The sequence below is a fragment of the Pseudomonas sp. GV105 genome, assembly GCF_003058185.1.
GTDB classification, from domain to species: Bacteria; Pseudomonadota; Gammaproteobacteria; order Pseudomonadales; family Pseudomonadaceae; genus Aquipseudomonas; species Aquipseudomonas veronii.
Genome location: NZ_QBUF01000014.1, coordinates 78,223 through 98,971, shown reverse-complemented (window position 1 = coordinate 98,971; position 20,749 = coordinate 78,223). Strand labels below are relative to the sequence as shown.

Genomic DNA, 20,749 nt, shown 5'->3' with positions numbered 1-20,749 from the left:
AAAACACGCAAAGGGTCAGCGCTCTCGTGCCCTTTGCGTTTGCAGCAATGCCTTGCCGGGCTTAGATGCCCAGGCAGAGGTATTTGATTTCCAGGTAATCCTCGATCCCGTACTTGGAACCTTCACGGCCCAGGCCCGAAGCCTTGATACCGCCGAACGGCGCCACTTCGTTGGAGATCAACCCGGTGTTGACGCCGACCATGCCGTATTCCAGGGCTTCGGCCACACGGAACACACGGCTCAGGTCACGCGCATAGAAGTAGGACGCCAGGCCGAACTCGGTGTCGTTGGACATCGCGATCACTTCGGCTTCGTCCTTGAAACGGAACAGCGGCGCCAGTGGGCCGAAGGTTTCTTCCTTCGCCACAGCGGCATCTTTCGGCACGTTGGTCAGGATGGTCGGCTCGAAGAAGTTACCTTCCATGACCTTGCCGCCCGCCAGCAGCGTGGCGCCTTTGGCCAGCGCGTCCGCAATGTGTTCCTGGACCTTGGCCACGGCTTTGCCGTCGATCAGCGGGCCGGTGGTGGTGCCGTCTTCCAGACCGTTGCCGATCTTGAGCTTGGCCACCGCCACTTTGAGTTTTTCCGCGAACGCATCGTACACCGCGTCTTGAACGTACAGACGGTTGGCGCAGACGCAGGTCTGGCCGTTGTTGCGGTACTTGGAGATGATCGCGCCTTCGACGGCCTTATCCAGGTCAGCGTCGTCAAACACGATGAACGGCGCGTTGCCGCCCAGCTCCAGGGACACTTTCTTGATGTCCTTGGCGCATTCGGCCATCAACTGGCGACCGATTTCGGTCGAGCCGGTGAAGGACAATTTACGCACGATCGGGTTGCTGGTCAGCTCGCTGCCGATATCGCCGGCGCTGCCGGAGACCACGCTGAACACGCCTTTCGGAATGCCGGCACGCTGCGCCAGTTCAGCCAGGGCGAACGCCGAGAACGGCGTTTGCGAGGCAGGCTTGAGCACCATGGTGCAACCGGCGGCCAGGGCCGGGCCGGCTTTACGCGTGATCATCGCGGCGGGGAAGTTCCACGGCGTGATCGCAGCGGTCACGCCGATCGGTTGCTTGATCACGATCAGACGCTTGTCCGGCTGGTGGCCGGGAATCACATCACCGTAGATGCGCTTGGCTTCTTCGGCGAACCACTCGATAAAGGAGGCGGCGTAGACAATTTCGCCCTTGGCTTCGGCCAGCGGCTTGCCCTGTTCCAGGGTCATCAGGCGCGCCAGGTCTTCCTGGTTCTCGATGATCAGCTCGAACCAGCGGCGCAGCTTGTTGGCGCGCTCCTTGGCGGTCAGCGCACGCCAGGCCGGCAGCGCTTTGTCCGCCGCTTCGATGGCGCGGCGGGTTTCAGCGGCGCCCATCTTCGGCACAGTGCCGAGAATCTCGCCCGTGGCGGGGTTGTTGACCTTGATGGTCTGACCGTTGTCCGCATCGACCCAAGCCCCATCGATAAAGGCTTGCTGGCGGAACAACTGGGCATCTTTAAGCTGCATGTCGGCTTTCCTTAACAGCACCGCGCGCGCGCGGAGCGAATTAGAGTTGTTGAAAGGCGCCTTTGGGGGCTGCCGTCAGGGAAATCAGCCCCTGCGTGCAAGCAAGTGGAGAGCGCACGGGAGACAGAGCGTTTGAAATCTCAAACGAATCCTAGGATCAAAGGGGGTACAGGGCAATAGGATGTTCGAAAAAAAGAACGAAAACCGCTTATTTGCCGGTTTTATCAGATCAACGACCTCAAGCCCCGCACCCCACCACCGAGCCACAGCGCCCGACGCAAGGCCCCAACACAGACAATTCCCACCCGCCAGCAGCCAAAAACCAGCATGGACGCCCAAGGTCGACATGGGTATGATGTCGCCCGCACAAGCATCCGTAGCTCAGCTGGATAGAGTACTGCCCTCCGAAGGCAGGGGTCGTGGGTTCGAATCCCGCCGGGTGCACCACATACTCGTTTCTGGCTGTCTCAGACAGTCTACGAAACATCCCAAGAAGCCCGCCTTGTGCGGGCTTTCTTGTTTCTGGCTATCCGTCTCTCTCCAACCCGATAACTTCCCGCAGTGCTTGCCTTGAGATTCCTATGACTGGAGGCATACAGGAAGTGAAGCGCACTGAAATCAAACGCCGCCCATTAGCGAACACTACTCTCGCAAGCCTGGAGCCTTAGCACGCTACCTATCGGGAGCGGGACGGGAACGGCTTGTACTTCAGAGTGAAACCAAACGGGCAAGGCCCGTGTCGCCAAATACTACGCCCCCCCTCATCGCCTTCCTGCTCGCACTGTGCGCGCCTTGGGAAAATGCTCAGGTGGTCGGTGATTGTTCGCCGCACGGTGGAGCAGTTCATCACCCAAAACCGGCCCCCCCTCGGCCAGCGGACAAACCCAACGCACAGCCCTTCGCTTCGGCCTTGCAACAGCGGCCGGAGAGTTGGCCACCGCCTTTGGCGTCACCGGATGGCTGGATGGCACGGCCACGACCGCCGCACGGGCATGTCCGCATGCGTGGCTGGCCGAACGTGGTGCGACTGCGCCAGGTCATCGAGCGATTTGGCGAAAGCCGCTTTACGCGCTGGGAATCTGCCGCCGCCAAGATCGATGAGCATGGCCCACGCACGATTGATCGACTGGGCTTTCGCAAGACAATGGAAGACGGCATGGGCGATGCCCTGCACGCCACCAACACCTACTACGTGCTGCCTGAAGCCTGGAGGGCCGAGATCTTCAAGGGCATGAATATCAGTGCGGTGAACAAGGAGCTGCTGCAACGGGGCGTATTTGAGCCGGGAAGTGACGGCAAGGCGTACAGCTTGATTCGCCTGCCCGGGCTGGGGCCCCGCGCTGCTATGTGGTGAAGACCGTTCCAGGAACGGATGAAAGCGAGGCCAGGGCCGCCTGACGGCATGCCTGCTGATCGAGGTAGCGCCGACTCATTCCCGGCCTCGCCAGCCGTTCAACAACCATCCCTATCAAACGTAATGCCCAGAGAAAATACAGATGAACACTATCCAAGAACTGAAAGACCGCCGCGACAAACTGACCCTCGAAATGGAGAGCACTCAGCGCGATTTAATGCACTTCGAAGAGGCGCTGGAAAGTCCTGAGGTTATCCAACAGGGCCGTCAACGGGCCGTGCAGCATGAAATCAACGATCACAAAAGACGCATCGACTCGCGAGATCTTGAGATCCGCACCCTGAACCAAAAGATTGATCGCCTTGAGGCACTGGCGAACCGCGAAAGCTTGGCTGCGGGCTACATCAGCGCCATGGCGACCTGGAAAGCCGACGAGATGGAGCTCAACGAAAAGCGCAGCAGCATCGAGACCCGGTTGCAGCAGGTCCGCCAGAGCGATCAGGAAGACATGGCAAAGGCTCGACAAGCTGAAACGGACGCAGCCACCGCTTATGCACAGGCTGTCGCCTGGGGCGATGTAGAGGGCGAAAGTCGCTAATGCGGAAGCCCAAAAGGCTGCAAAAAACCTCACGGCCGCGGTTGAGCACCACCGCCGCCAACAACTGCTCGTCACCGCCTTGGAGCAGGAGCCGATGACGATTGATCAGCACATCGCAGAGGCACAAAAAGAACATGCCAAGATCGAGCAGACAGCAGCATATCTGGCGAACACTGTGCTGGAAGAACAGTGGAACGAGACCGCGAAAGCCCTGCTGGAAACCGGCGGTAAGTTGTGGGCTGCACGCAACTTGATAAATCGAGACCCGGTTGCATTGATGAAACTAGATATCCCTGAACAGGGCGAGCGCTTTGGAAGCTGGACCTGGAAAGAACTCGAAGATCGATCACGTCAACACAGTTTGCTTGACCTATTAGCGGCCTAACTCAAACCGTCCCCGAAGCAACTTGCGAAAAACAAGGTGTTTCGGGGATTGAGCTTTAAGTTGGCGTGAGCACTCATAGAGCCAATCCAAATGTGCGCTCGAGCCTCGCCTAATCTGCCTTGATCACAGGAGCGCATATCACATTGCCTACTCGCTTGCCTGATGACGGTTGCGTATCAACCCATAACCTTCACCACAAAACCAATCTGAGTCTCGCAGCCCCTCATACAGCGCTGTTTTCCAAGAATTCGGGTCCCGCGCTTGACATGATCGGAACTGAACGTCCAAATGCTGACGAACGCCTACCGAGCCGGAAGTAGCACCTATGCCTTCGAGCCCATAAGACATGTCGGCTAGCTCACTAGCCGCCTGGGCGACATATAGCTCCGCGAGGCCCAGCACGGCGAAGTGGTTTCTGACCCGCGCTGTGAGCACCTCATTCCAAGCTCTTGCGGTGCGAACCTCAAATAACACAGTAGGAGGCGTAGAAGGCCGGATATCCGCAATCAGCCATCGCTCATTGCCGAGGTCATCGAAGTATGGGTGCAGAGTCTGATCCTCCGCCCTTGCAGGAACGGTGGCCAGCTTTCGCTTGTTGCAGTCAGAGCAGGCAGGAATCAGGTTGGCAGGCGTAAGATTAAGCGCAGGAAAACGAGACTGGGGGAGATAGTGATCAACTGTTGCTACGACTCGCTGCCCGCATAGCGGGCAAAGGCCGAACTCAGGAGCCATTCTAATACGGTCATAGAGCGCCCTTGATGGCGACCCCTGACGTGCAAAATGGCTTTTGTAGATGACGCCCATGAGTGCGGCATCAATTGCTGGGGTCACACATAGGCTTGGGAGTATCCGGTAAAGCAGGCCGGGCGGCCCAAGCTCCAAATATTCGGCTTCGCACCTCTGAATCGTCGGTAAAGCCTCAGTGAGAGCTTGGGCCCGTTCAGGAATGGTAATGCCCGCAACACAGGCGTGAACCGTATCAGCTGCATGCATACCGGGTGGTCGAAGTCTTTTCATCAGTCGCCCCTACCTGCGACCAAGCTCCGTGCAAGCGCTTGCGCCTCTACACCCAGCTGCCGCCCAAAGTGATGATCAACGCCTGCGTAGGTCATGCCGGGCCGTCGAGCAACAGCAGCTACCAGCTTATGGAAGCCAGAGTGGGTAACTTCCAGGCCGAACACCTCCCGAGTCAGCACCCCTGCGCTTTCCCCGAACGTTTCAATAGAAGGCCGCTCAACGGCAGATTGGGTGCGCGTTCTGCGCAGCATCCAAACGCAGCTTCGAGGGATCTCCTGTAATACTACAGGTGAGTGAGTCGAAAGCAGAGCAACGCCATTTCTTGCTACTAACAGATCGGCGACAGTGCGTATGAATGCTGACAGCAAAGGCGGATGCAGATGCCCCTCAGGCTCGTCTAAAACAACCAGAGTTCGCTCATCCACCAACTCGACAAGCCTCGTGGTCGTGAGCAGCACGATTGCATGACCAGAGCTTAACAAACCGAAAAAGCGGGTTGCTCGCTCTTTCCATTCAATCCCGCCTTCGATCAGTTGCTCAACGCCTGTTTCGCCAAAGAGAGGATCCGTAGATAGCGTTGCAACCGCGGTGAGCCAGCGCGAACGACGAGGCTCGGCCTGGCAGCGTTCAAGGCTTGAAACGAAGTCCTGCGCCAAATCAGCTGCGCTCTTAAGCACATCGAAAACATTCCCTTGATCGTCTTTTCTCTGAGACCGCAGCCCTACAAAAGTCGCCGGCGTTCGCTGGAAAGCTAACGATGGCAGCTCGAACGAGTCGAAGGCGCTAAAGGATACAGAGACCAAACCAGAGAAGGTCCACTCCTCTTGATTCTCGCCGAGGCGCTGCAAATTACCTCTAGGTGCACCTGGGATATCCCGCTCCAAGAGCGTGTTGATGATGCTTTGGATGCATCGTGTTTTACCAACGCCATTGCGCCCCACTAGGACGTGCAGATTCGTTGGAGGTACAGCTTCCGGAATGACCTGAAATTCCATTACAGCCGGTGGCGGAGGCAGTAGCCCGTCCGCCTCCACAGGTGATGGAGGGAAGGTGTATTGGAATTCAAACCGGGTCAAAGCCGGGTTCCCATGCGACAGTCGATTAAAACGGTTTCGAACATTGGGCTCATGGATGGATCTCAAGATCGACTCAGACATGACCAGCTCAGCGAGGTGTCGTTCTAAAATCTCAAGGTTGTAGGCACAGTCGCACAGCGCCTTCAAAACTCTGATACCAAGGCCATCGGGTAAAGATCGAAGCGTCGCGTAGTAGTCTTCATCTTGACCAAGAGAAAAGAACTGACGCTCATCCAGATCGGAAAAAGCGTTCGGGAGCCCCGGCGTCCGGGCGCCGGGAGGAATATCTGCACCGGCAGGGGCGGGCAGCAAGCCTGCCTGGCCTATTTTAACGGACCCCACCCTGTGGCGAATCGAACCATTATCAAAAACGAACAGCGTGAACATAGTCCGAAATTTGAACCAGTCATCCCAATAATCGACGACCAAGTAGGCGCAGTTAGTGCCTTGCTGAGGTAGCTGCTGCCCTGCGCCCAAAAGAGTAAACATCCGTCTTTACCTCAATCATTCCACAGGTCATATCCCGATCCAGCAGCATGGCAATGCCTCAACAAACACAAAACGCCCTCCCGCTGGCCGAGTTCCGCGTAGTGGCTCAGAAACGGTAGGCTACCGCTATGCGAAATCTGCAAGGGTTGGTTTGCTGAAGCTGCATCAAGCCTGTTACCAGTCCATGAACGGCTTTTTGCCACTACTACCATATTAAGCAGTTTTCAGCGAGATTTCTCGACTCCGGAAAAACTGCGGATATTTTCTGAAAAAAATTCCGGCGTACCTTGTAGAGTGGCCAACATTAACTCAGTAACGAATAAATTGATTTGCCGCTACCGACTTGCAAGCGCGACAATCACTGCTCAACCTATGGATAACACAGTCCATCTTTGAGGTAGCGCTATTACCTAACGGCCGATTCTGTTGAAAACAGTTGGATTACCCGAAAGCTCCAGTATTGATAGTTGAAAACAACTCTCTTGGATGCCAATACGTGAAATGCGAGTCAGACCAATTCTTTTTTAGCATGAAAACCATGCCAGATTTTTCAACAGGATCGTCAGCTCTCCACTTGTCGCCATCCTCAGCTTTGGATCGAAAAAGAGCTTATCGGACTATTCCTAGAGTATCGGGCTGCCCCTAGCTTGATCAGATCCCAAAGTTTTGCTCCACTTGATCTTGAAGCAGGGGGTTAGCAAAATCTACGAGCAGCGATCGATTACACATGCTCCTTGTCCCTCCTCTTCGTATTATCCTGCTGACGGGGCTTCAGACTTCATGGCTCCACGGTATACGTAGCTGTTAGTAGGCACGTATTCCTTGCGCTGCATCAGGTTGACAATTTTTACCGTTCCACTGTGCTTGATGTATTTGTAGGTAAAGTAACGCGCAACCTTGTCCTCGTGTGTGGATAAGATTACTTGCTTGTCGCTGAAATCGTTGCGCAGAAGTTCTACCAAAGACGACATGTTGATGTCATCCATTGTCTGCACAGGATCGTCGATGAGGATAGTGGAGAAACTCTTCGCATATACGCGATTTAGGGCCAACGTCAAGGCGATCACAACAGCTGAGATCTGCCCGGAGCTCATTGTGTTCATGATGTCATGATCTGTCTTCCAATCAGACACAAGGCGCACATTCTTCAATACGTCATTGCCTAGAGGATCCTTGATAAATACGCCCTGACCCAACCCTGCTTGATGGCTCTGAAGAATTTTCCCAGAATATATGTAGAATGGAATCTCAATATCAGTAATCAGTTTTTTGCGGTACCGCCCTATTTGACCATTGACAACATCTATCAACTTAGTCGTATCTTCAAGACCTAGTTCGAGCAGTTTCTCTTGCCGCTCCAGCTTAATTAACTGTGCCGCAACTTCAGTAAGAGAACTAAAGTATCGAGCTTTAACAAATCGCTCTTTGTGGTCAAGCACGCTAGGATCAAAGCTGCGAAGCTTTTCATGATCTTGTTCGAAATAGTCAATGTAAGTGCGCTCATAAATTTCTTCGCCGAACAGAACATGATATTCCTCGGGTGAAGGGCCGATGCGTGAACGGATCCGTTCCGACAGCAAATCAGCTTTTTCTGACACATAAGTCTCACCGCCTCTCACCGGAAAATCATGAGCAACAAGATCTTCGTCGGAAATTCTTTCGCTAGCTAACCACTTACGTAGCCGCTCAAGACGCTCTTTGGAGGCCGCAGCCTTTGCGACACGTGACAATTCTGTTTGTGAAGGAGGGTCACGTCGTGAAAGGAAGTCCGCGCAAGCTTTCGAGAGGGGCCGGGTATGAGTATCTTCGAACGATTCCCGTGCGGTCACCAAAATGCGCTCTTTGTCGCCAAGTTCCGTGCGCAACAAGTGGCCATGATCAATAATAGCCTGACTCAGTGCGTCATGGTTCCCGTAGTCATGTCCACAGAGCCCGCACACAGTCTCACTGGATTGGGCCTGGATACAATCATGCATGCCCTTATGATGTTTGAGAAGCTCGGTGTAGATTGAATTAAGACCACTCGACTTGTCTGCGAGCTCAATGACTGACGCTATACTAAAGGTGAACGCTTCAGGGCTTCCGAAGTTCAAAAGCTCGTACAATCGGGCAACATCCAAGTTTTCATATATAAACTTTAGATCACTTCCGCCTAGAACTTCGCTCGACCTCTTGACAAACTGGTAGTGCTTATAGCTCGCTTCTATATCAGGAAGGTTTTGGTATATTCTCGAGTACCCAACATATAACTCAATCAATTCTCGCTCTTGCGCGGCGCGGTGATATCGGCGAGATCGCAGAAAGAAGTCTTTGTAGGCATAAAGTGCGCGAATCTTATCAAGCTCAATTATTGCTTTATTCAGCCTTTGCTCATTGAGCTGCGTAATAGTAGATTTATCCCAAAATGGGGCGTTCTCTTCCTTCAGCCACGGCAAGGCAGAAATATGCTGTTCAGTCTCCCCCTCTGATAAATTGTTAATTTCAGATAGGTTATGAAGACTCTTAATATTATCTATTGTTGATCTAGCATTCCGGCGGGCCACGAACAGCTTTTTCTTTATGTCGGTGAGTTTTTGAAGCTTTTGTTCGGATTCAACGGTATCACCGAAAAGCTTTGACAGCTCCTCTGCACGTTGAGCCTCGGAGTTCGACTTGAGGAATCGAGACGTGTCTTCTTGCTCGATGTAGTGAAACAGACAGAAATCTCGGGAGAAATCTTTGCTATTGAAGTACGTATCGAGCGTGCTGCTATGAACGGCGTGTGGTAGATCATCAATAATTTCTTTAATTTCCCACAGATCAGAGAAATTCCCTATGCGCCTCGCAGCGTTCGTTATATTGGTTTTCAAGCTACGCTGGAAGATACGTCTATTACCGTCCTCCCCGAGAAGTTCAATCGTTATCTCAACATTATTATCGCCATTATGAGCAACGACAACGTCGGACGGGTTCTGCCGGCTCTCAAGCACTAGCAGCCTACGGATGGTGCCGGTCAGTGCTAATTCAATGGCATCAAACACGGACGTCTTACCATATCCATTTGGCCCATCCAATAGCACGAGGCGGCTATCTTCAAAGTTTATTGTGTACGGTTCACCACCGTAGACTTTAAAATTCTTCAGGGTCACTTTGCTCAAGGTGATCATATTTTGTCCCCCCAGATAGACTCCACATGATCCAGAACATTCTCATCTGTCCATTCTGCTTTCAGCATATGGTTAAATATTTCATAGTTATCATCAGAAATAGCTTCATCAATTTTTTCTGATAAATTTTCCAGTTTTTGCTCGCGGGGCTTGTATACAAGAAAAGGTAGTTTTAGGACGACTCTGATAACCAAATCGTAGAGTACGTTTCGCCCCCGCTGATACTTAAAAGCTAAAAAATCCCTTCCGTCATTCGCGTTCAAAACATCGTTAATCATGTCGCCAGTAAATGCCTCCATAGGACGACTTACTAAATAATTATCAAGTTCAGCTAGTTCGCTATCCGAATAGATAATGACATTTTTTTTGAAGTTGTATGGGTCTTCTTCAAGCGCCAAAACGAGCTCCGGATCAAGCTTCTCGGAGTTGATGCAGATAAGCATCGTACAGTTCTTTTCGAAGAATATCTCCACCTTGCCGGACTTCTGAATATCTTCAAAAATCTCCTGAGCCTTCTCGTCGAGAAACTTTCTTAGCGTTTCATTGCTGGTGTCAGTCAGTTCAAGTACAAGAAAGTATTCCTCGCGCTGACTACTGCTACCTCTGTACAAATAAAAATCAGATATTTCGGAATCTACGTCGACATCTACCACAACCAAGCCGTTGCTTACCATTATATTTTTCAGGATTTTAATCATTTCGTAAGTGCATCCTTCGCGTCCTGCAGAGGCATAAGGGTTATTTCTGATAGAGTATCATCTCGCTTAGTGCGAGTTTCCTCCTCAATAGAACGAGGTGGCATCGTACTTTTTTCGATATCGGGGATGAAAGGATATATCTCACTACCACAATAAATCAGATTGCGAACCTCAAATAGCAGTTCGCTCAGGCATGGATTTGAATTCAATTGCCGAATCGTGTGACTGACCCTACCAACCATTGTGATGGTCGTCGGAAGATAGCTCTGGGGTGGAATCGACCTACACTTGTAAGAGAAACGGTAGCGTTCAGCGCCTTGGGATATCATCGCGAAATCAATGCTGTGGAGTATTTTTAGTAGACAATGCCGAATTCCTTCATCGCTGGCACTAAATGCATTATCAAGATTGTTAGCACTGTCGAGCGAAAGCTGGGGGGAAAAATACCTGTATTGCTCCCATAGTTCCGAAGGGCTTAGTAACAGCAGTGTTCTCTGGGCAGCTTTCAAATTGCACGGTTCAACAATCACTGACTGAGGATAATCGGAATCATCCCCGAGATACTCGTCTATAATTCGTGAAAAACGCTCCTTAAAACGGCAGGCGACATAATGTTTACCCACATCTTCGTGATCGAAGTTCAGGGCGGCAATGACTTCCACGAAAGTGATAGGGGCGGGGGCCGCCGTGGTTTTTGCTTTGTGGCGCTGAATAATGTACCCGTCTATTACTCCGAAGAAATAATTAAGTGCCTTTTCGAGCTGTTCTTGTGTAATCGGAATTCCACGGGCATTAAGGGCGATAGAAAGCTGCTTTTTTATCTTGTCATTGATTTTGTCGAGGTCGCAGTATGAGTTGCCGTCGTCATACAGGTAACATTCCAGGCGAGCTAGAGCATCGCTTTCCTGCAAGCTGATGGCGTTAATGACAGCGGCGATTTCCTCGGCATCATAATCTGGAAGCGCAGCCCGTAAGATGGACGATTTTTTTTCTAGTTTTCTGCCACCGCTAGCTGCTTTTTCAATTATCGTGGCACCGATTTTAGGCTCGGCATCACGGTATTCTTTGAGTACGGTATCGAAGTCATTCTTTACAGACTCAAGTAATCCTTTACAGTTTGGTCTGTCATTAATGGTTAACCAGCTATGAATATAGCCGACAACACCCTTTCGCTTATAGAGCTCAATCGTAAGCCCAAATAAGGCGTCGGAATATTCACCGAAGGTACTGGAGTTGTAGGCTTTGACTTGATGGAATGAGATTGGAGAGCCCGCAATGATGATCTCGAAATCTTCATTGGCCTCAAGCATCAGGTGAGTGGTTGAAAAGTCATGATCTATGGACTTCGCATTGATAAGCGTTAGCGCATGATAAAGAGCGATTTTACCCTGGTAATTGAAGCCGCTCCAGGAGGGTGAAGCATCGAAAGCCATCAGATAATCTCCAGCACCAGCACCAAATATAAGCGAGGAGCAGAGACGTCGACTGGCTGAAAAAGCGTCTCCCTACGCGGACATGGATAATAAGAGAAAACTGTGGCCAACTGCTATCTTCCTGTTTCTCTACCCTAAGCCGCGTTCAATCTGTTGTCACGCTTAACTTACGCAGTGTTGTCGCATAGGGATGAGCGAGATTGAGATCTCACATAGTCGCCCTGAATCCTACTAGCCCGAAAAAAGTTAAGTGGGTGCGCGACCGGCTTCTACCTGTCGACAGCGCACTCATGAATGGCAGCTATTGACCGCTAGCTGCCTTTGTAAACGAAGGGCGCTGGTTCGATGAAAGTCTGATGAATCACCGTCGAACGGTCTGGACTTGCCCCTATCAAACCGGACACCAACTCCCCGTTAAATTGATGCTGCTGCCAAGCGCCTAAACTCTCTTGGTGACCGATATTTCAGCGCGCTGTGCGGATGCTGCTCGTTGTAATGCTCGAAGGCAATCGTCAGATTGCGCAGCGCCGTTTCTCGATCCGGTTTGGGCATATGCGCAACGTAATCACGCTTGATCGTCTTCACGAAGCTCTCTGCCATACCGTTGCTCTGGGGGCTTCGCACCGGTGTAGTTACCGGCTGTAAGCCGATCTGGCGAGCAAACAGACGCGTCTGCTCGGCGATATAAGCCGAGCCGTTATCGCTCAGCCACTGCACCGGCGTGCTTGGCAGTTGATCGCCAAAACGCTTCTCCACGCTTTCCAACATCAAGTCTCGGATGTCATCACCGCTGTAGCCTGTTGGGCTGGCGACCCAGCCGATGGCTTCTCGGTCACAGCAGTCCAGAGCAAAAGTTACACTCAACTTCGCACCATCGTCACAGCGGAACTCGAAGCCGTCCGAGCACCAACGAGTGTCGCTGGTTTGAACGGCGATGCGGCCTTCATGCCGGCGTTGCACGCCAGGTTGCTTGATGCGTCGTTCCAGCAACAGATTGTGGTCGCGCATGACGCGATAGACCCGCTTTACGTTGATCGGTGGCCGCGACCGGGTTTCACGTTCGCGGCGTAACAAGCCCCAAACGCGGCGGTAGCCATAGCTTGGTAGCTCGCTGACTTGCTGCTTGATCTCAGCGACCAATTCCGTATCGTTCACGAGCCGACGTCGCCGTACTTTGGGCGATACCGATTGCTTGATTCGAACCGTTAGTTGCGAGCGCGACACACCGAGACATTTGCTGACCAGTTTCACTGGTCGTCCCCCGGCAACAAGGGTGAGTGCGCAATCCATTTTCGCGACCGGGCGATCTCCACGGCCTCTTTGAGGATTTCGGCTTCCATCGTTTTCTTGCCCAGCATCCGTTGCAGTTCACGGATCTGCTTGAGCGCATCGCTCAGCTCGGAGGCCGGCACCACGGCTTCGCCAGCACTGACCGCCGACAGGCTGCCGTCCTGATACGGCTTGCGCCACAGGAATAACTGGTTGGCATTGATGCCGTTGCGCCGAGCGACGACCGACACACTTTGCCCTGGCTCAAGGCTCTCGCGAACCATGGCCAGTTTTTGCTCCGGGCTCCAGCGGCGTCGCCGCTCCTGACCCAAAAGCTCACCACTCTTATCGTTGCTGTTAGTCATAAACATAACCGTTTGCCTATCCCTTATCGTAAGGGGGAAACGGTGTCCCGTCTTTCATGGGGCTCGTTCACGCACACAGCAATACCCAGTAAATACGGCACTTTTCCTGCTCAGTTCAAACGACGCCGGGTGCACCACATACTAGTTTCTGGCTGTCTCAGACAGTCTACGAACCCCCCCAAGAAGCCCACCCCGTGCGGGCTTTCTTATTTCTGGCAATCCATCTCTCTCCAACCCGATAACTTCCCACAATGCATGCCTTGAGACTCCTATAACTGGAGGCATACAGAAAGCCGCCCCTTAGCAAACACCACGCTCGCCGGCCTGGAACCTGACCACGCTACCTATCGCGAGCAAGACGGGAACGGCCTCTACTTCACGGTCTTAGCTGGGTCTCGGCAGCCAACACGCAGCTGCGCTGATGAGCCTGATCCAGTCGGCCAAGCTCAATGGGCATGATCCATCTGGTTATCTCAAGGATGTACTAACCAGCGCGCCAGTAAGATCCCCGGGTTGTTGCCGCATAACGGGTTACCGTTACGCAACCTGTAATGCCCATTCGGTTACCGCGCAACTCGCATGAAAGTCCTTGTGCATGACGGCTTCGGGAGCTGGCTCCCCCCGCAGATTGAAGCAAGGCAAGCTCCACCGGCCAGGCGTTCGCCAACCACATCGCCTTTCGACGACATCCTTAAAGTTTCCGGCTTTGAGTCGATAGCCTGTTGAACATATCAACAACCGTTGGAAAACAGGAATCTTGTATGCACCTTAGAAATCTCAACGTAGCGCCACGCGCTGCCCTGTTTTTCGCGTTGATTATTGCGTTGGTTTTTGTGCTCGGCGCATTCGCAGTCGTGCAAATGGGCAAGCTGAGGGACTCCGAAAAAGACGTCGAACTCAATTGGATGGCTAGCATCCGACAAACGGAGCTGATGAACAGTACAGCCCTTCGCTTGAGGCTCGAAACACAGCGTGGCCTTGCTGACCCTCAGTCGATACAAAAGACGATTGATAGCTTCGCCAGCTACCGTAAGGCGTTCAACGATGCGGTGGCGAATTATGAGCCTCTGATAGCGAGTGATAAGGAGCGTTCGTTTTATACACCGGTAAAAAACAGCGCCGATGCCTACTCCAAACTAATGGATAGTCTTGAACCGTTGATGAGGCAGGGTGACGTAGCGGCGGCGGTCAGCCTGGTGAAGACCGGCATCCGCCCTCTGACGAACACGATGGAAATGCAGATCAAAGACTTGACCAACTTTAACAACGACGGCGCGGCGCAGGCTGGGCAAAACGCAACCGATCTTTATAACAATGGGTTGTGGTTGGTTGTCGGCCTTATTGCTGCCGTTGTCGCCCTGACAGTTGGTTTGGCATTGCTGTTGACGAAAAGTATTACCTCTCCGATTAAAGATGCCCTGTCTGTCGCGGAGCGTATCGCGGCCAGCGACCTCTCCAAAGAGGTATTGGTCAGCGGGACTGATGAAGCTGGACGACTGTTGAAAGCCCTCGCGCAGATGCAGACAAATCTGCGAACTACAATTATGCAGATATCCGATTCGTCCACCCAACTGGCCTCTGCGTCAGAAGAGATGACAGCGGTCACTGAGGAGTCGAGTCGGAGTCTTGTCGCCCAAAATGACGAGGTCAATCAGGCTGCCACAGCGGTCACAGAAATGAGCGCAGCTGTTGATGAGGTCGCTCGTAACGCGGAGTCGGCTTCCGAAGAGTCAAAGCGTACCCAGGGCTATACCGAAATAGGTTTGGAGCGAGTGGCTCAGACATTGAAGTCCATTCAAAAGCTGAACGGGAACGTTGAGAACACGAGTGAACAGATTCAGGGGTTGTCAGATCGTGCCCAGAGCATCACTAAAGTTGTCGAGGTGATTCGGGCCATTGCAGAACAAACCAACCTGCTGGCTTTGAACGCGGCTATCGAGGCAGCACGCGCAGGCGAGCAAGGCCGTGGGTTTGCGGTAGTTGCTGACGAAGTAAGGGCGTTGGCCCATCGCACTCAGGTGTCGACACAAGAAATCGAGCAGATGATTGCTGCCATCCAGAACGATTCTGATCTCGCCGTGAAGGCGATGAATACGAGCAGAGACCTAGCGACCGAATCACTTGGTGTCGCCCAAGAGGCCAGTACCTCGCTGGATCAAATAGCCACCGCCATTGTTCAGATCAATGAGCGTAACCTCATGATCGCCACGGCGTCTGAAGAGCAGTCGCATGTTGCGCGTGAGGTTGATCGTAATCTGGTCAGTATTCGCGAGCTGGCAACTCAGAGTGCTGCGGGTGCCAGCCAGACGGCCAGTGCAAGCGGTGAGATGTCAAAACTGGCGGTCAACCTGAATCAGTTGGTTAACCGATTCGCGGTGTGAAAAAGGCGCCGAGCGAAATTCATGCTTGGGGCATATCACGCCTCGATAGATGACTTGACCAAACGCGTGCTGATGTCGGCACGCCTGTCTGGCAGATGTGCTGATGCAGCGCTTACCCACAAGCCCAGGCCGGACGGGTGATCGGTGGCGACTCGCTACTCGTCGGCAAATTCCGGCAATACGGCATGAGAGGCCGTCGATAGATTCCATCAGCCGCACGCCACCCTTGCCACTCACAACGAAGTGGCAAGGGTGACGCACTGCTCATCGCCCGCTTCAGACCCGAGCAGGCGACACAATGATTTTCACGTTGTGCTCCTTATTCTTGACCAACTCCTCAAAGCCCTGCCCCACGATCTGTTCCAACTGAATGCGCCCCGTCACCAGCGGCGTAATGTCCAGCCGTCCATCGGCGATAAACGCGATCACGTCAGCGAACTCGCCGTTGTAGGCCAGCGCGCCCATTACCTGTTTTTCCGTCGCCACCAACTCGAAAAAGTTGAACTCGCTGGGCTCCTCGAAGATCCCCACCAGGACGCACTTGCCGGCCTTGCGGATCAGGTCGATTGCGAGCTTGGCCGTGTGTTTGTTACCGATGCATTCGAAGCTGACATCCGCGCCGAGCCCGCCCGTGAGGCGGCGGACTTCGGCCAGGGCGTCGCACTCATTCGGATCGAGCACATGGGTCGCGCCCACTTCCCGGGCCTTGGTCTTGCGGGCGCCGGACATTTCCAGCGCGATCACCTGCGCCGCACCGGCCGCCTTGGCGCACATGATGGTACACAGGCCGATGGTGCCGGCACCGACCACCACTACGTTTTGCCCGAGCAGGCTTCCGGCTTTTTTCACTGCGTGCATGCCCACCGCCAGCGGCTCGATCAGTGCCCCGGCTTCAGCGGGAAAATTCGCCGGCAATTTGTACAGCAGGTTGGCGGGCACGTTGACCAGTTCGGCGAAGGCACCATTGTTCATCAGCCCGGTGAAGGCCAGGTTTTCGCAGATGTTGTACATCCCGTGGGTGCAGTAGTAGCACGTGCCGCAATGCTGGCACGCATCGGCCGCCACCGGCTCGCCGACGCTGAAGCCCTTTACGCCGGCGCCGAGTTCGACGATCTCGCCACAAAACTCATGCCCGAGGATGCACTGCCCCTTTATCCCGGTCAGCGGGTGCGGGGCGTCGACCGGTATGAACACCGGCCCGGCCACGTACTCATGCAAATCGGACCCGCAGATTCCGCACCACTGCACGCGGATCTGCACCCAACCGGCCGGCGGCGAAATGGGCAGCGGGACGTCTTCGACGCGGATATCGTGACGGCCGTGCCAGACAGCGGCGCGCATGCTGCGTTGCGGATTGATCGAAAGGGTCATAGCGAAATCTCCTTGGAACGATTGGCCCTGGCGCCCCGCAAGAGTCCGCCAGGAGGGGCGTCAGCGCGGTAGCACAAGGTCCAGAACCAGTCGATTGAGCTGTTGCGGCATGCGACTCATGACGCCGCCACGGGCAGAACCGGGAAAGGGAGTTGGGCAGGACATCGGGCACCTGTTTTTATTATTGGGTCACCAGTCGGGCTGGTTACCAGAGCCAGAGCAAGGCCGGTGCCAGATCCGCAAAAGCACCTGAACAGGCCTTGCTTAGAGCGGTCCGCTGGAAACCCAGGGGCGGCCGCGATCGCGCTCGAATGAGACGCGCCATGTCAGACCACACCTGGTGGCGATGAGACGGCGAGACGTTGCGTCTCACCGCCCGCCCCGCGTTCAGCGCTTGCGCAACACCTCCAGGCGCGCCGGCAAGTCCTCCTGGGGAAAGCGCGCGTGCAACGCTAGCAGCTTCTCATCCGCCGCTTGGCTGTCCCCGGCCGCCCGCAGGTTGACGATTTCCTGCAAGCCCTCTTCCAATGAAGGCAGTGCAACCGGTGCGCGCTTGCTGAGCCTGGCCGGCGATTGATCCGACAACGCACCGGCAATTTCGGCTTGGACCGGCGCGCTTTCGGCTCTGGGCGCGACGGCCATCCGGGCCATCGGCGCGGGGGCCGGGCGGGCGCTTTCTTGGTGGAGCGCGGAGAACGTCGCCGGGGAGATGTCGGGTTGAGGCACGGGCGAGCGCATGACCACGCCGATCATCAGCGCTAACCCTGCGACGGTGGCGAACGCCATCTGCCAGCGCGGGCGTTGGCAGGCGTGCAGCCAGCGTTGCCAGCGGCTGGGTTGCGGCGCTGGGGTTTCGCGGCGGGCGGTGGCGAGGATGAAGGCATCGAGGGACGCCGATGGCTCGCCGCGGCTGTGTTGACGCACGTGCTGGATGAGCAGGTCGTCGGGGTCGGGGGTGTATCGGGAGTCGGTCATGCGGGTATCTCCTCGGCCAGCAGGCGGCGCAGTTTCTGCTGGGCGTAACGCAGGCGGCTTTTCACGGTTTCCAGCGGGGCGCCGGTGAGGGCGGCGATCTGCGGCACGTCGAGGTCGCCATGCAGGCGCAGCAGGAAGACTTCGCGCTGGTCTTCGGGCAAGTCTTGCAACGCGGCGTCGAGACGCGCCTGGTCGCGGCTCAGGCTCAGATGCTGCTCGGGGCCGGCGCTGGTGTCGGGCTGGGCGTGCAGTTGTTCATCGTAACTGTCGTGCAACGGGTTGTGGATGCCGTGCTTGCGCCAATAGTCGATCAGGCGGTTGCGGGCGATCTGGAACAGCCAGGTACGAAAACTCGCCCGGCCTTGTGGCTGGGTGGCGCTGCGGATCAGGCTGAGCCAGGTCTCCTGATAAATTTCCTCGGCCAGTTCGGCCTTGTTGCTCAGGGACACCAGGAAGCGGTAGAGACCTTGGCGGTGCCGCGCGTATAAGGCTTCGAACGCGGCGCCGTCACCGCTTCGGTAGCGAGCCAGCAGCGATTCGTCGCTGGGTGAATCATCTGGAGCGGGCATGTCGGTGGCGAACTCCTTTCTGGTCGTTGTGTTCACGATCAAGGTTTGAGGCTTTGCGCCACTTCCACCAGTTGCACGAATTCATTGCGCAAGCCGAACGGGTCATCGCCCCGGGCAGAGCGGGCGAGTGCGGCGGTGTCCTGCAAACTCATGCTGCCAGTGTAGCGGCCATCGCCCTTGAGTTGCTGGGCGAAGGCGGCCACGGCGGCGCAGAAGCGCAGGTCGTCGCTGGCCTTGGCCGCGGCGTTGCTCACCGGCCGCTCGATCAAGCGGCTCGCACCACCGGCCGCAGGCTTGTAGCGCACGCGCAACATGGCCAACTCATCGGAAGCGCCCGACACCGCAGGCGCAGAGGCATAGCGCAGCGGCTCCAGCCAGCCCTGCTGGCCCTTCGGTACAATTTCGTACAGCGCGGTCAGCGTGTGCCCGGCGCCGATCTCTCCCGCGTCGACCTTGTCGTTGTTGAAGTCCTCACGCTTCAACGCGCGGTTTTCATAACCCAACAAGCGGTATTCGCTGACCTGAGCCGGGTTGAATTCCACCTGCACCTTCACATCCCGCGCCACCACCGCCAGGGTCGAGCTGAGTTGGTCTACCAGCACCTTGCGCGCTTCGCGCAGGGTGTCGATGTAGGCGTAGTTGCCGTCGCCCGCGTCGGCCAGCTGCTCCATCAGGTGTTCGTTGTAGTTATCCACACCGAAGCCGAGGGTGGTCAGCGACACACCGCTTTTACGTTGTTCCACGGCCATTTGCTTGAGGCTGTCGAAATCGCTGACGCCGACATTGAAGTCGCCATCGGTGGCCAGCAGGATGCGATTGATGCCCTGCTCGATAAAGCCTTCGCGGGCCATCTGGTAGGCCAGTTCGATACCTGAAGCACCGGCGGTGGCGCCGCCCGCGCTGAGCTGGTCGATGGCGTTGCGCAGCTTCACTTTGTCGCGCCCGGAGGTCGGAGGGAGCACCACGCGCGACTCGCCGGCGTAGACCACCAGCGACACGCGGTCTTGCTCGCGCAATTGATCCACCAGCAATTTCAGGGTGCTTTTCACCAGCGGCAAGCCTTCGCGGCGGTCCATGGAGCCGGACACATCGACCAGAAACACCAGGTTGGCCGGCGCCAGCTGCGCTACGGCGCGGTCGGAGGCCTTGATGCCGATGCGCAGCAGTTGGGTGCGCGGGTTCCACGGGGTGGCCGCCAGTTCGGTGGTCACGCCAAACGGCGAACCGTCGGTGGGCAAGGCGTAGTGATAGGGGAAGTAGTTGAGCATTTCCTCCAGTCGCACAGCGCCCTCGGGTGGTAGACGGCCTTGGTTGAGGAAACGTCTCACGTTGGCGTAGCTGCCGGTGTCGACGTCGATGCTGAAGGTCGAGACCGGCGTTTCGGCGACCCGATGCACCGGGTTGTCCGGCAGGTTGGCGTACTGCTCGCGGGGTTCGCTTTGGTAATCCAGGGTTGCCGACTCCTGCATCCGCATCGGTGCAGGCATCGCCTGGCGCTTGACCAACGCGCCCTGGACCGGCGCGCTGTGCAGCTCGGCGACGGGCTCAGCCGGTTTGGCTAAATCTGGGGACGAAGACAGCCCACAACCGGCCAGCGCCACCAGCAAGGTAACCGCAAAGCCCTGGGCAGCAGGACGCAGGAAAAGCAGAGGATGGGACATGGACTGAACCTCGTGAATGAATGATCCGTTCACAAGGTCAGACGCAAGGTGCGGGGTGTTCGGGTTAAACCCTGGACTAGATAACACCTCGATCAGTGTGGGAGGGGGCTTGCCCCCGATTGCCAACTGTCAGCCACTGCATCGGGTGACTGACCCACCGCCATCGGGAGCAAGCTCCCTCCCACATTTGATCTTCGGTGGTGCCAGAATCGAGACGGTTAACTCGGCCCGGTGCACTGCCCCACCTGAATCCTGGTTTAGATAACACCTCCCACATTTGATCTTCGGTGGTGCCAGAATCGAGACGATTAACTCAGCCCGGCGCGCTGCCCCGCCTGAATCCTGGTTTAGATAACACCTCAATCAGTGTGGGAGGGGGCTTGCCCCCGATGACCAAGCGTCAGCCACTGCATCGGGTGACTGACCCACCGCCATCGGGAGCAAGCTCCCTCCCACCT

Annotated in this window: 12 protein-coding genes, 1 tRNA gene and 4 pseudogenes; 6 read left to right on the top strand and 11 right to left on the bottom strand. The window is 55.4% G+C overall.

Annotated elements, in window-relative coordinates; genetic code table 11:
• Nucleotides 1-61 precede the first annotated feature (61 nt).
• A complete protein-coding gene (gabD, locus tag C8K66_RS24580; RefSeq protein ID WP_017848616.1) occupies nt 62-1,504 on the bottom strand; it encodes an NADP-dependent succinate-semialdehyde dehydrogenase in 1,443 nt (480 codons plus the stop codon).
• Between the two features lie 370 nt (nt 1,505-1,874).
• Here gabD and C8K66_RS24575 point away from each other — a divergent pair.
• The 4 genes and pseudogenes from C8K66_RS24575 to C8K66_RS24560 all read left to right on the top strand — a co-directional run bounded on the left by C8K66_RS24575 (nt 1,875) and on the right by C8K66_RS24560 (nt 3,841).
• Nucleotides 1,875-1,951, top strand: a tRNA-Arg gene (locus C8K66_RS24575).
• Nucleotides 1,952-2,106: 155 nt separating this feature from the next.
• Nucleotides 2,107-2,235: pseudogene (locus C8K66_RS31750) on the top strand (integrase); the annotation flags it as partial.
• Nucleotides 2,234-2,902 (top strand): annotated as a pseudogene (locus C8K66_RS24565) (DNA/RNA helicase, superfamily II protein); the annotation flags it as partial. The pseudogenes C8K66_RS31750 and C8K66_RS24565, both read left to right, overlap by 2 nt.
• 98 nt (nt 2,903-3,000) lie before the next feature.
• A pseudogene (locus C8K66_RS24560) lies at nt 3,001-3,841 on the top strand (chromosome segregation protein SMC).
• A 147-nt stretch (nt 3,842-3,988) separates the two neighbouring features.
• Here the strand turns inward: C8K66_RS24560 and C8K66_RS31745 are convergent.
• The 6 genes from C8K66_RS31745 to C8K66_RS24530 form a co-directional block, all read right to left on the bottom strand.
• Nucleotides 3,989-4,573 (bottom strand): HNH endonuclease, encoded by a 585-nt coding sequence (locus C8K66_RS31745; RefSeq protein WP_371928168.1) that lies wholly within the window; start codon nt 4,571-4,573, stop codon nt 3,989-3,991.
• Nucleotides 4,574-4,857: 284 nt separating this feature from the next.
• Nucleotides 4,858-6,423, bottom strand: a complete 1,566-nt coding sequence (locus tag C8K66_RS24550) for an AAA family ATPase (protein ID WP_108526186.1) — start codon at nt 6,421-6,423, stop codon at nt 4,858-4,860.
• 752 nt (nt 6,424-7,175) lie between these two features.
• Nucleotides 7,176-9,569: an AAA family ATPase gene (locus C8K66_RS24545; RefSeq protein ID WP_108526184.1), complete on the bottom strand. Its 2,394-nt coding sequence runs from the start codon at nt 9,567-9,569 to the stop codon at nt 7,176-7,178.
• Nucleotides 9,566-10,267: an ABC-three component system middle component 1 gene (locus tag C8K66_RS24540; RefSeq protein ID WP_108526182.1), complete on the bottom strand. Its 702-nt coding sequence runs from the start codon at nt 10,265-10,267 to the stop codon at nt 9,566-9,568. Before C8K66_RS24540 ends, C8K66_RS24545 begins: the two co-directional genes overlap by 4 nt.
• On the bottom strand, nt 10,264-11,700 hold the full coding sequence (locus C8K66_RS24535) for an ABC-three component system protein (RefSeq protein ID WP_108526180.1): 1,437 nt from the start codon (nt 11,698-11,700) through the stop codon (nt 10,264-10,266). The genes C8K66_RS24540 and C8K66_RS24535 overlap by 4 nt, the downstream gene beginning before the upstream one ends.
• Nucleotides 11,701-12,114: 414 nt before the next feature.
• A protein-coding gene (locus C8K66_RS24530) for an IS3 family transposase (RefSeq protein ID WP_371928167.1) occupies nt 12,115-13,334 on the bottom strand; the annotation gives its coding sequence in 2 pieces (ribosomal slippage) (nt 12,115-12,989 and nt 12,989-13,334; 1,221 coding nt in all).
• 403 nt (nt 13,335-13,737) lie between these two features.
• On the opposite strand from C8K66_RS24530, the pseudogene C8K66_RS24525 reads away from it, so the two are divergent.
• Both C8K66_RS24525 and C8K66_RS24520 read left to right on the top strand, forming a co-directional pair.
• Nucleotides 13,738-13,917, top strand: a pseudogene (locus C8K66_RS24525) (transposase domain-containing protein); the annotation flags it as partial.
• Nucleotides 13,918-14,095: 178 nt separating this feature from the next.
• Entirely contained in the window at nt 14,096-15,715 is a 1,620-nt protein-coding gene (locus C8K66_RS24520) for a methyl-accepting chemotaxis protein (RefSeq protein WP_046385090.1), read from the top strand.
• 276 nt (nt 15,716-15,991) lie between these two features.
• Here the strand turns inward: C8K66_RS24520 and C8K66_RS24515 are convergent, their stop codons facing one another.
• The 4 genes from C8K66_RS24515 to C8K66_RS24500 all read right to left on the bottom strand — a co-directional run bounded on the left by C8K66_RS24515 (nt 15,992) and on the right by C8K66_RS24500 (nt 20,291).
• Entirely contained in the window at nt 15,992-17,056 is a 1,065-nt protein-coding gene (locus C8K66_RS24515) for a 2,3-butanediol dehydrogenase (RefSeq protein WP_256591059.1), read from the bottom strand.
• Between the two features lie 417 nt (nt 17,057-17,473).
• Entirely contained in the window at nt 17,474-18,061 is a 588-nt protein-coding gene (locus C8K66_RS24510) for a hypothetical protein (RefSeq protein ID WP_108526174.1), read from the bottom strand.
• Nucleotides 18,058-18,630, bottom strand: coding sequence for an RNA polymerase sigma factor (locus C8K66_RS24505; protein ID WP_017848620.1), 573 nt, complete (start codon nt 18,628-18,630; stop codon nt 18,058-18,060). Before C8K66_RS24505 ends, C8K66_RS24510 begins: the two co-directional genes overlap by 4 nt.
• Nucleotides 18,631-18,668: 38 nt before the next feature.
• Nucleotides 18,669-20,291 carry a VWA domain-containing protein gene (locus C8K66_RS24500; protein ID WP_108526172.1) on the bottom strand — a complete coding sequence of 541 codons (1,623 nt, stop codon included), beginning with the start codon at nt 20,289-20,291 and terminating at the stop codon, nt 18,669-18,671.
• Nucleotides 20,292-20,749 lie beyond the last annotated feature (458 nt).

What these genes read in the sequence shown, in the direction of transcription:
- gabD (WP_017848616.1), bottom strand. Translation starts at nt 1,504, where the DNA reads ATGCAGCTTAAAGATGCCCAGTTGTTCCGCCAGCAAGCCTTTATCGAT.
- C8K66_RS31745 (WP_371928168.1), bottom strand. Translation starts at nt 4,573, where the DNA reads ATGGCTCCTGAGTTCGGCCTTTGCCCGCTATGCGGGCAGCGAGTCGTA.
- C8K66_RS24550 (WP_108526186.1), bottom strand. Translation starts at nt 6,423, where the DNA reads ATGTTTACTCTTTTGGGCGCAGGGCAGCAGCTACCTCAGCAAGGCACT.
- C8K66_RS24545 (WP_108526184.1), bottom strand. Translation starts at nt 9,569, where the DNA reads ATGATCACCTTGAGCAAAGTGACCCTGAAGAATTTTAAAGTCTACGGT.
- C8K66_RS24540 (WP_108526182.1), bottom strand. Translation starts at nt 10,267, where the DNA reads ATGATTAAAATCCTGAAAAATATAATGGTAAGCAACGGCTTGGTTGTG.
- C8K66_RS24535 (WP_108526180.1), bottom strand. Translation starts at nt 11,700, where the DNA reads ATGGCTTTCGATGCTTCACCCTCCTGGAGCGGCTTCAATTACCAGGGT.
- C8K66_RS24520 (WP_046385090.1), top strand. Translation starts at nt 14,096, where the DNA reads ATGCACCTTAGAAATCTCAACGTAGCGCCACGCGCTGCCCTGTTTTTC.
- C8K66_RS24515 (WP_256591059.1), bottom strand. Translation starts at nt 17,056, where the DNA reads ATGCGCGCCGCTGTCTGGCACGGCCGTCACGATATCCGCGTCGAAGAC.
- C8K66_RS24510 (WP_108526174.1), bottom strand. Translation starts at nt 18,061, where the DNA reads ATGACCGACTCCCGATACACCCCCGACCCCGACGACCTGCTCATCCAG.
- C8K66_RS24505 (WP_017848620.1), bottom strand. Translation starts at nt 18,630, where the DNA reads ATGCCCGCTCCAGATGATTCACCCAGCGACGAATCGCTGCTGGCTCGC.
- C8K66_RS24500 (WP_108526172.1), bottom strand. Translation starts at nt 20,291, where the DNA reads ATGTCCCATCCTCTGCTTTTCCTGCGTCCTGCTGCCCAGGGCTTTGCG.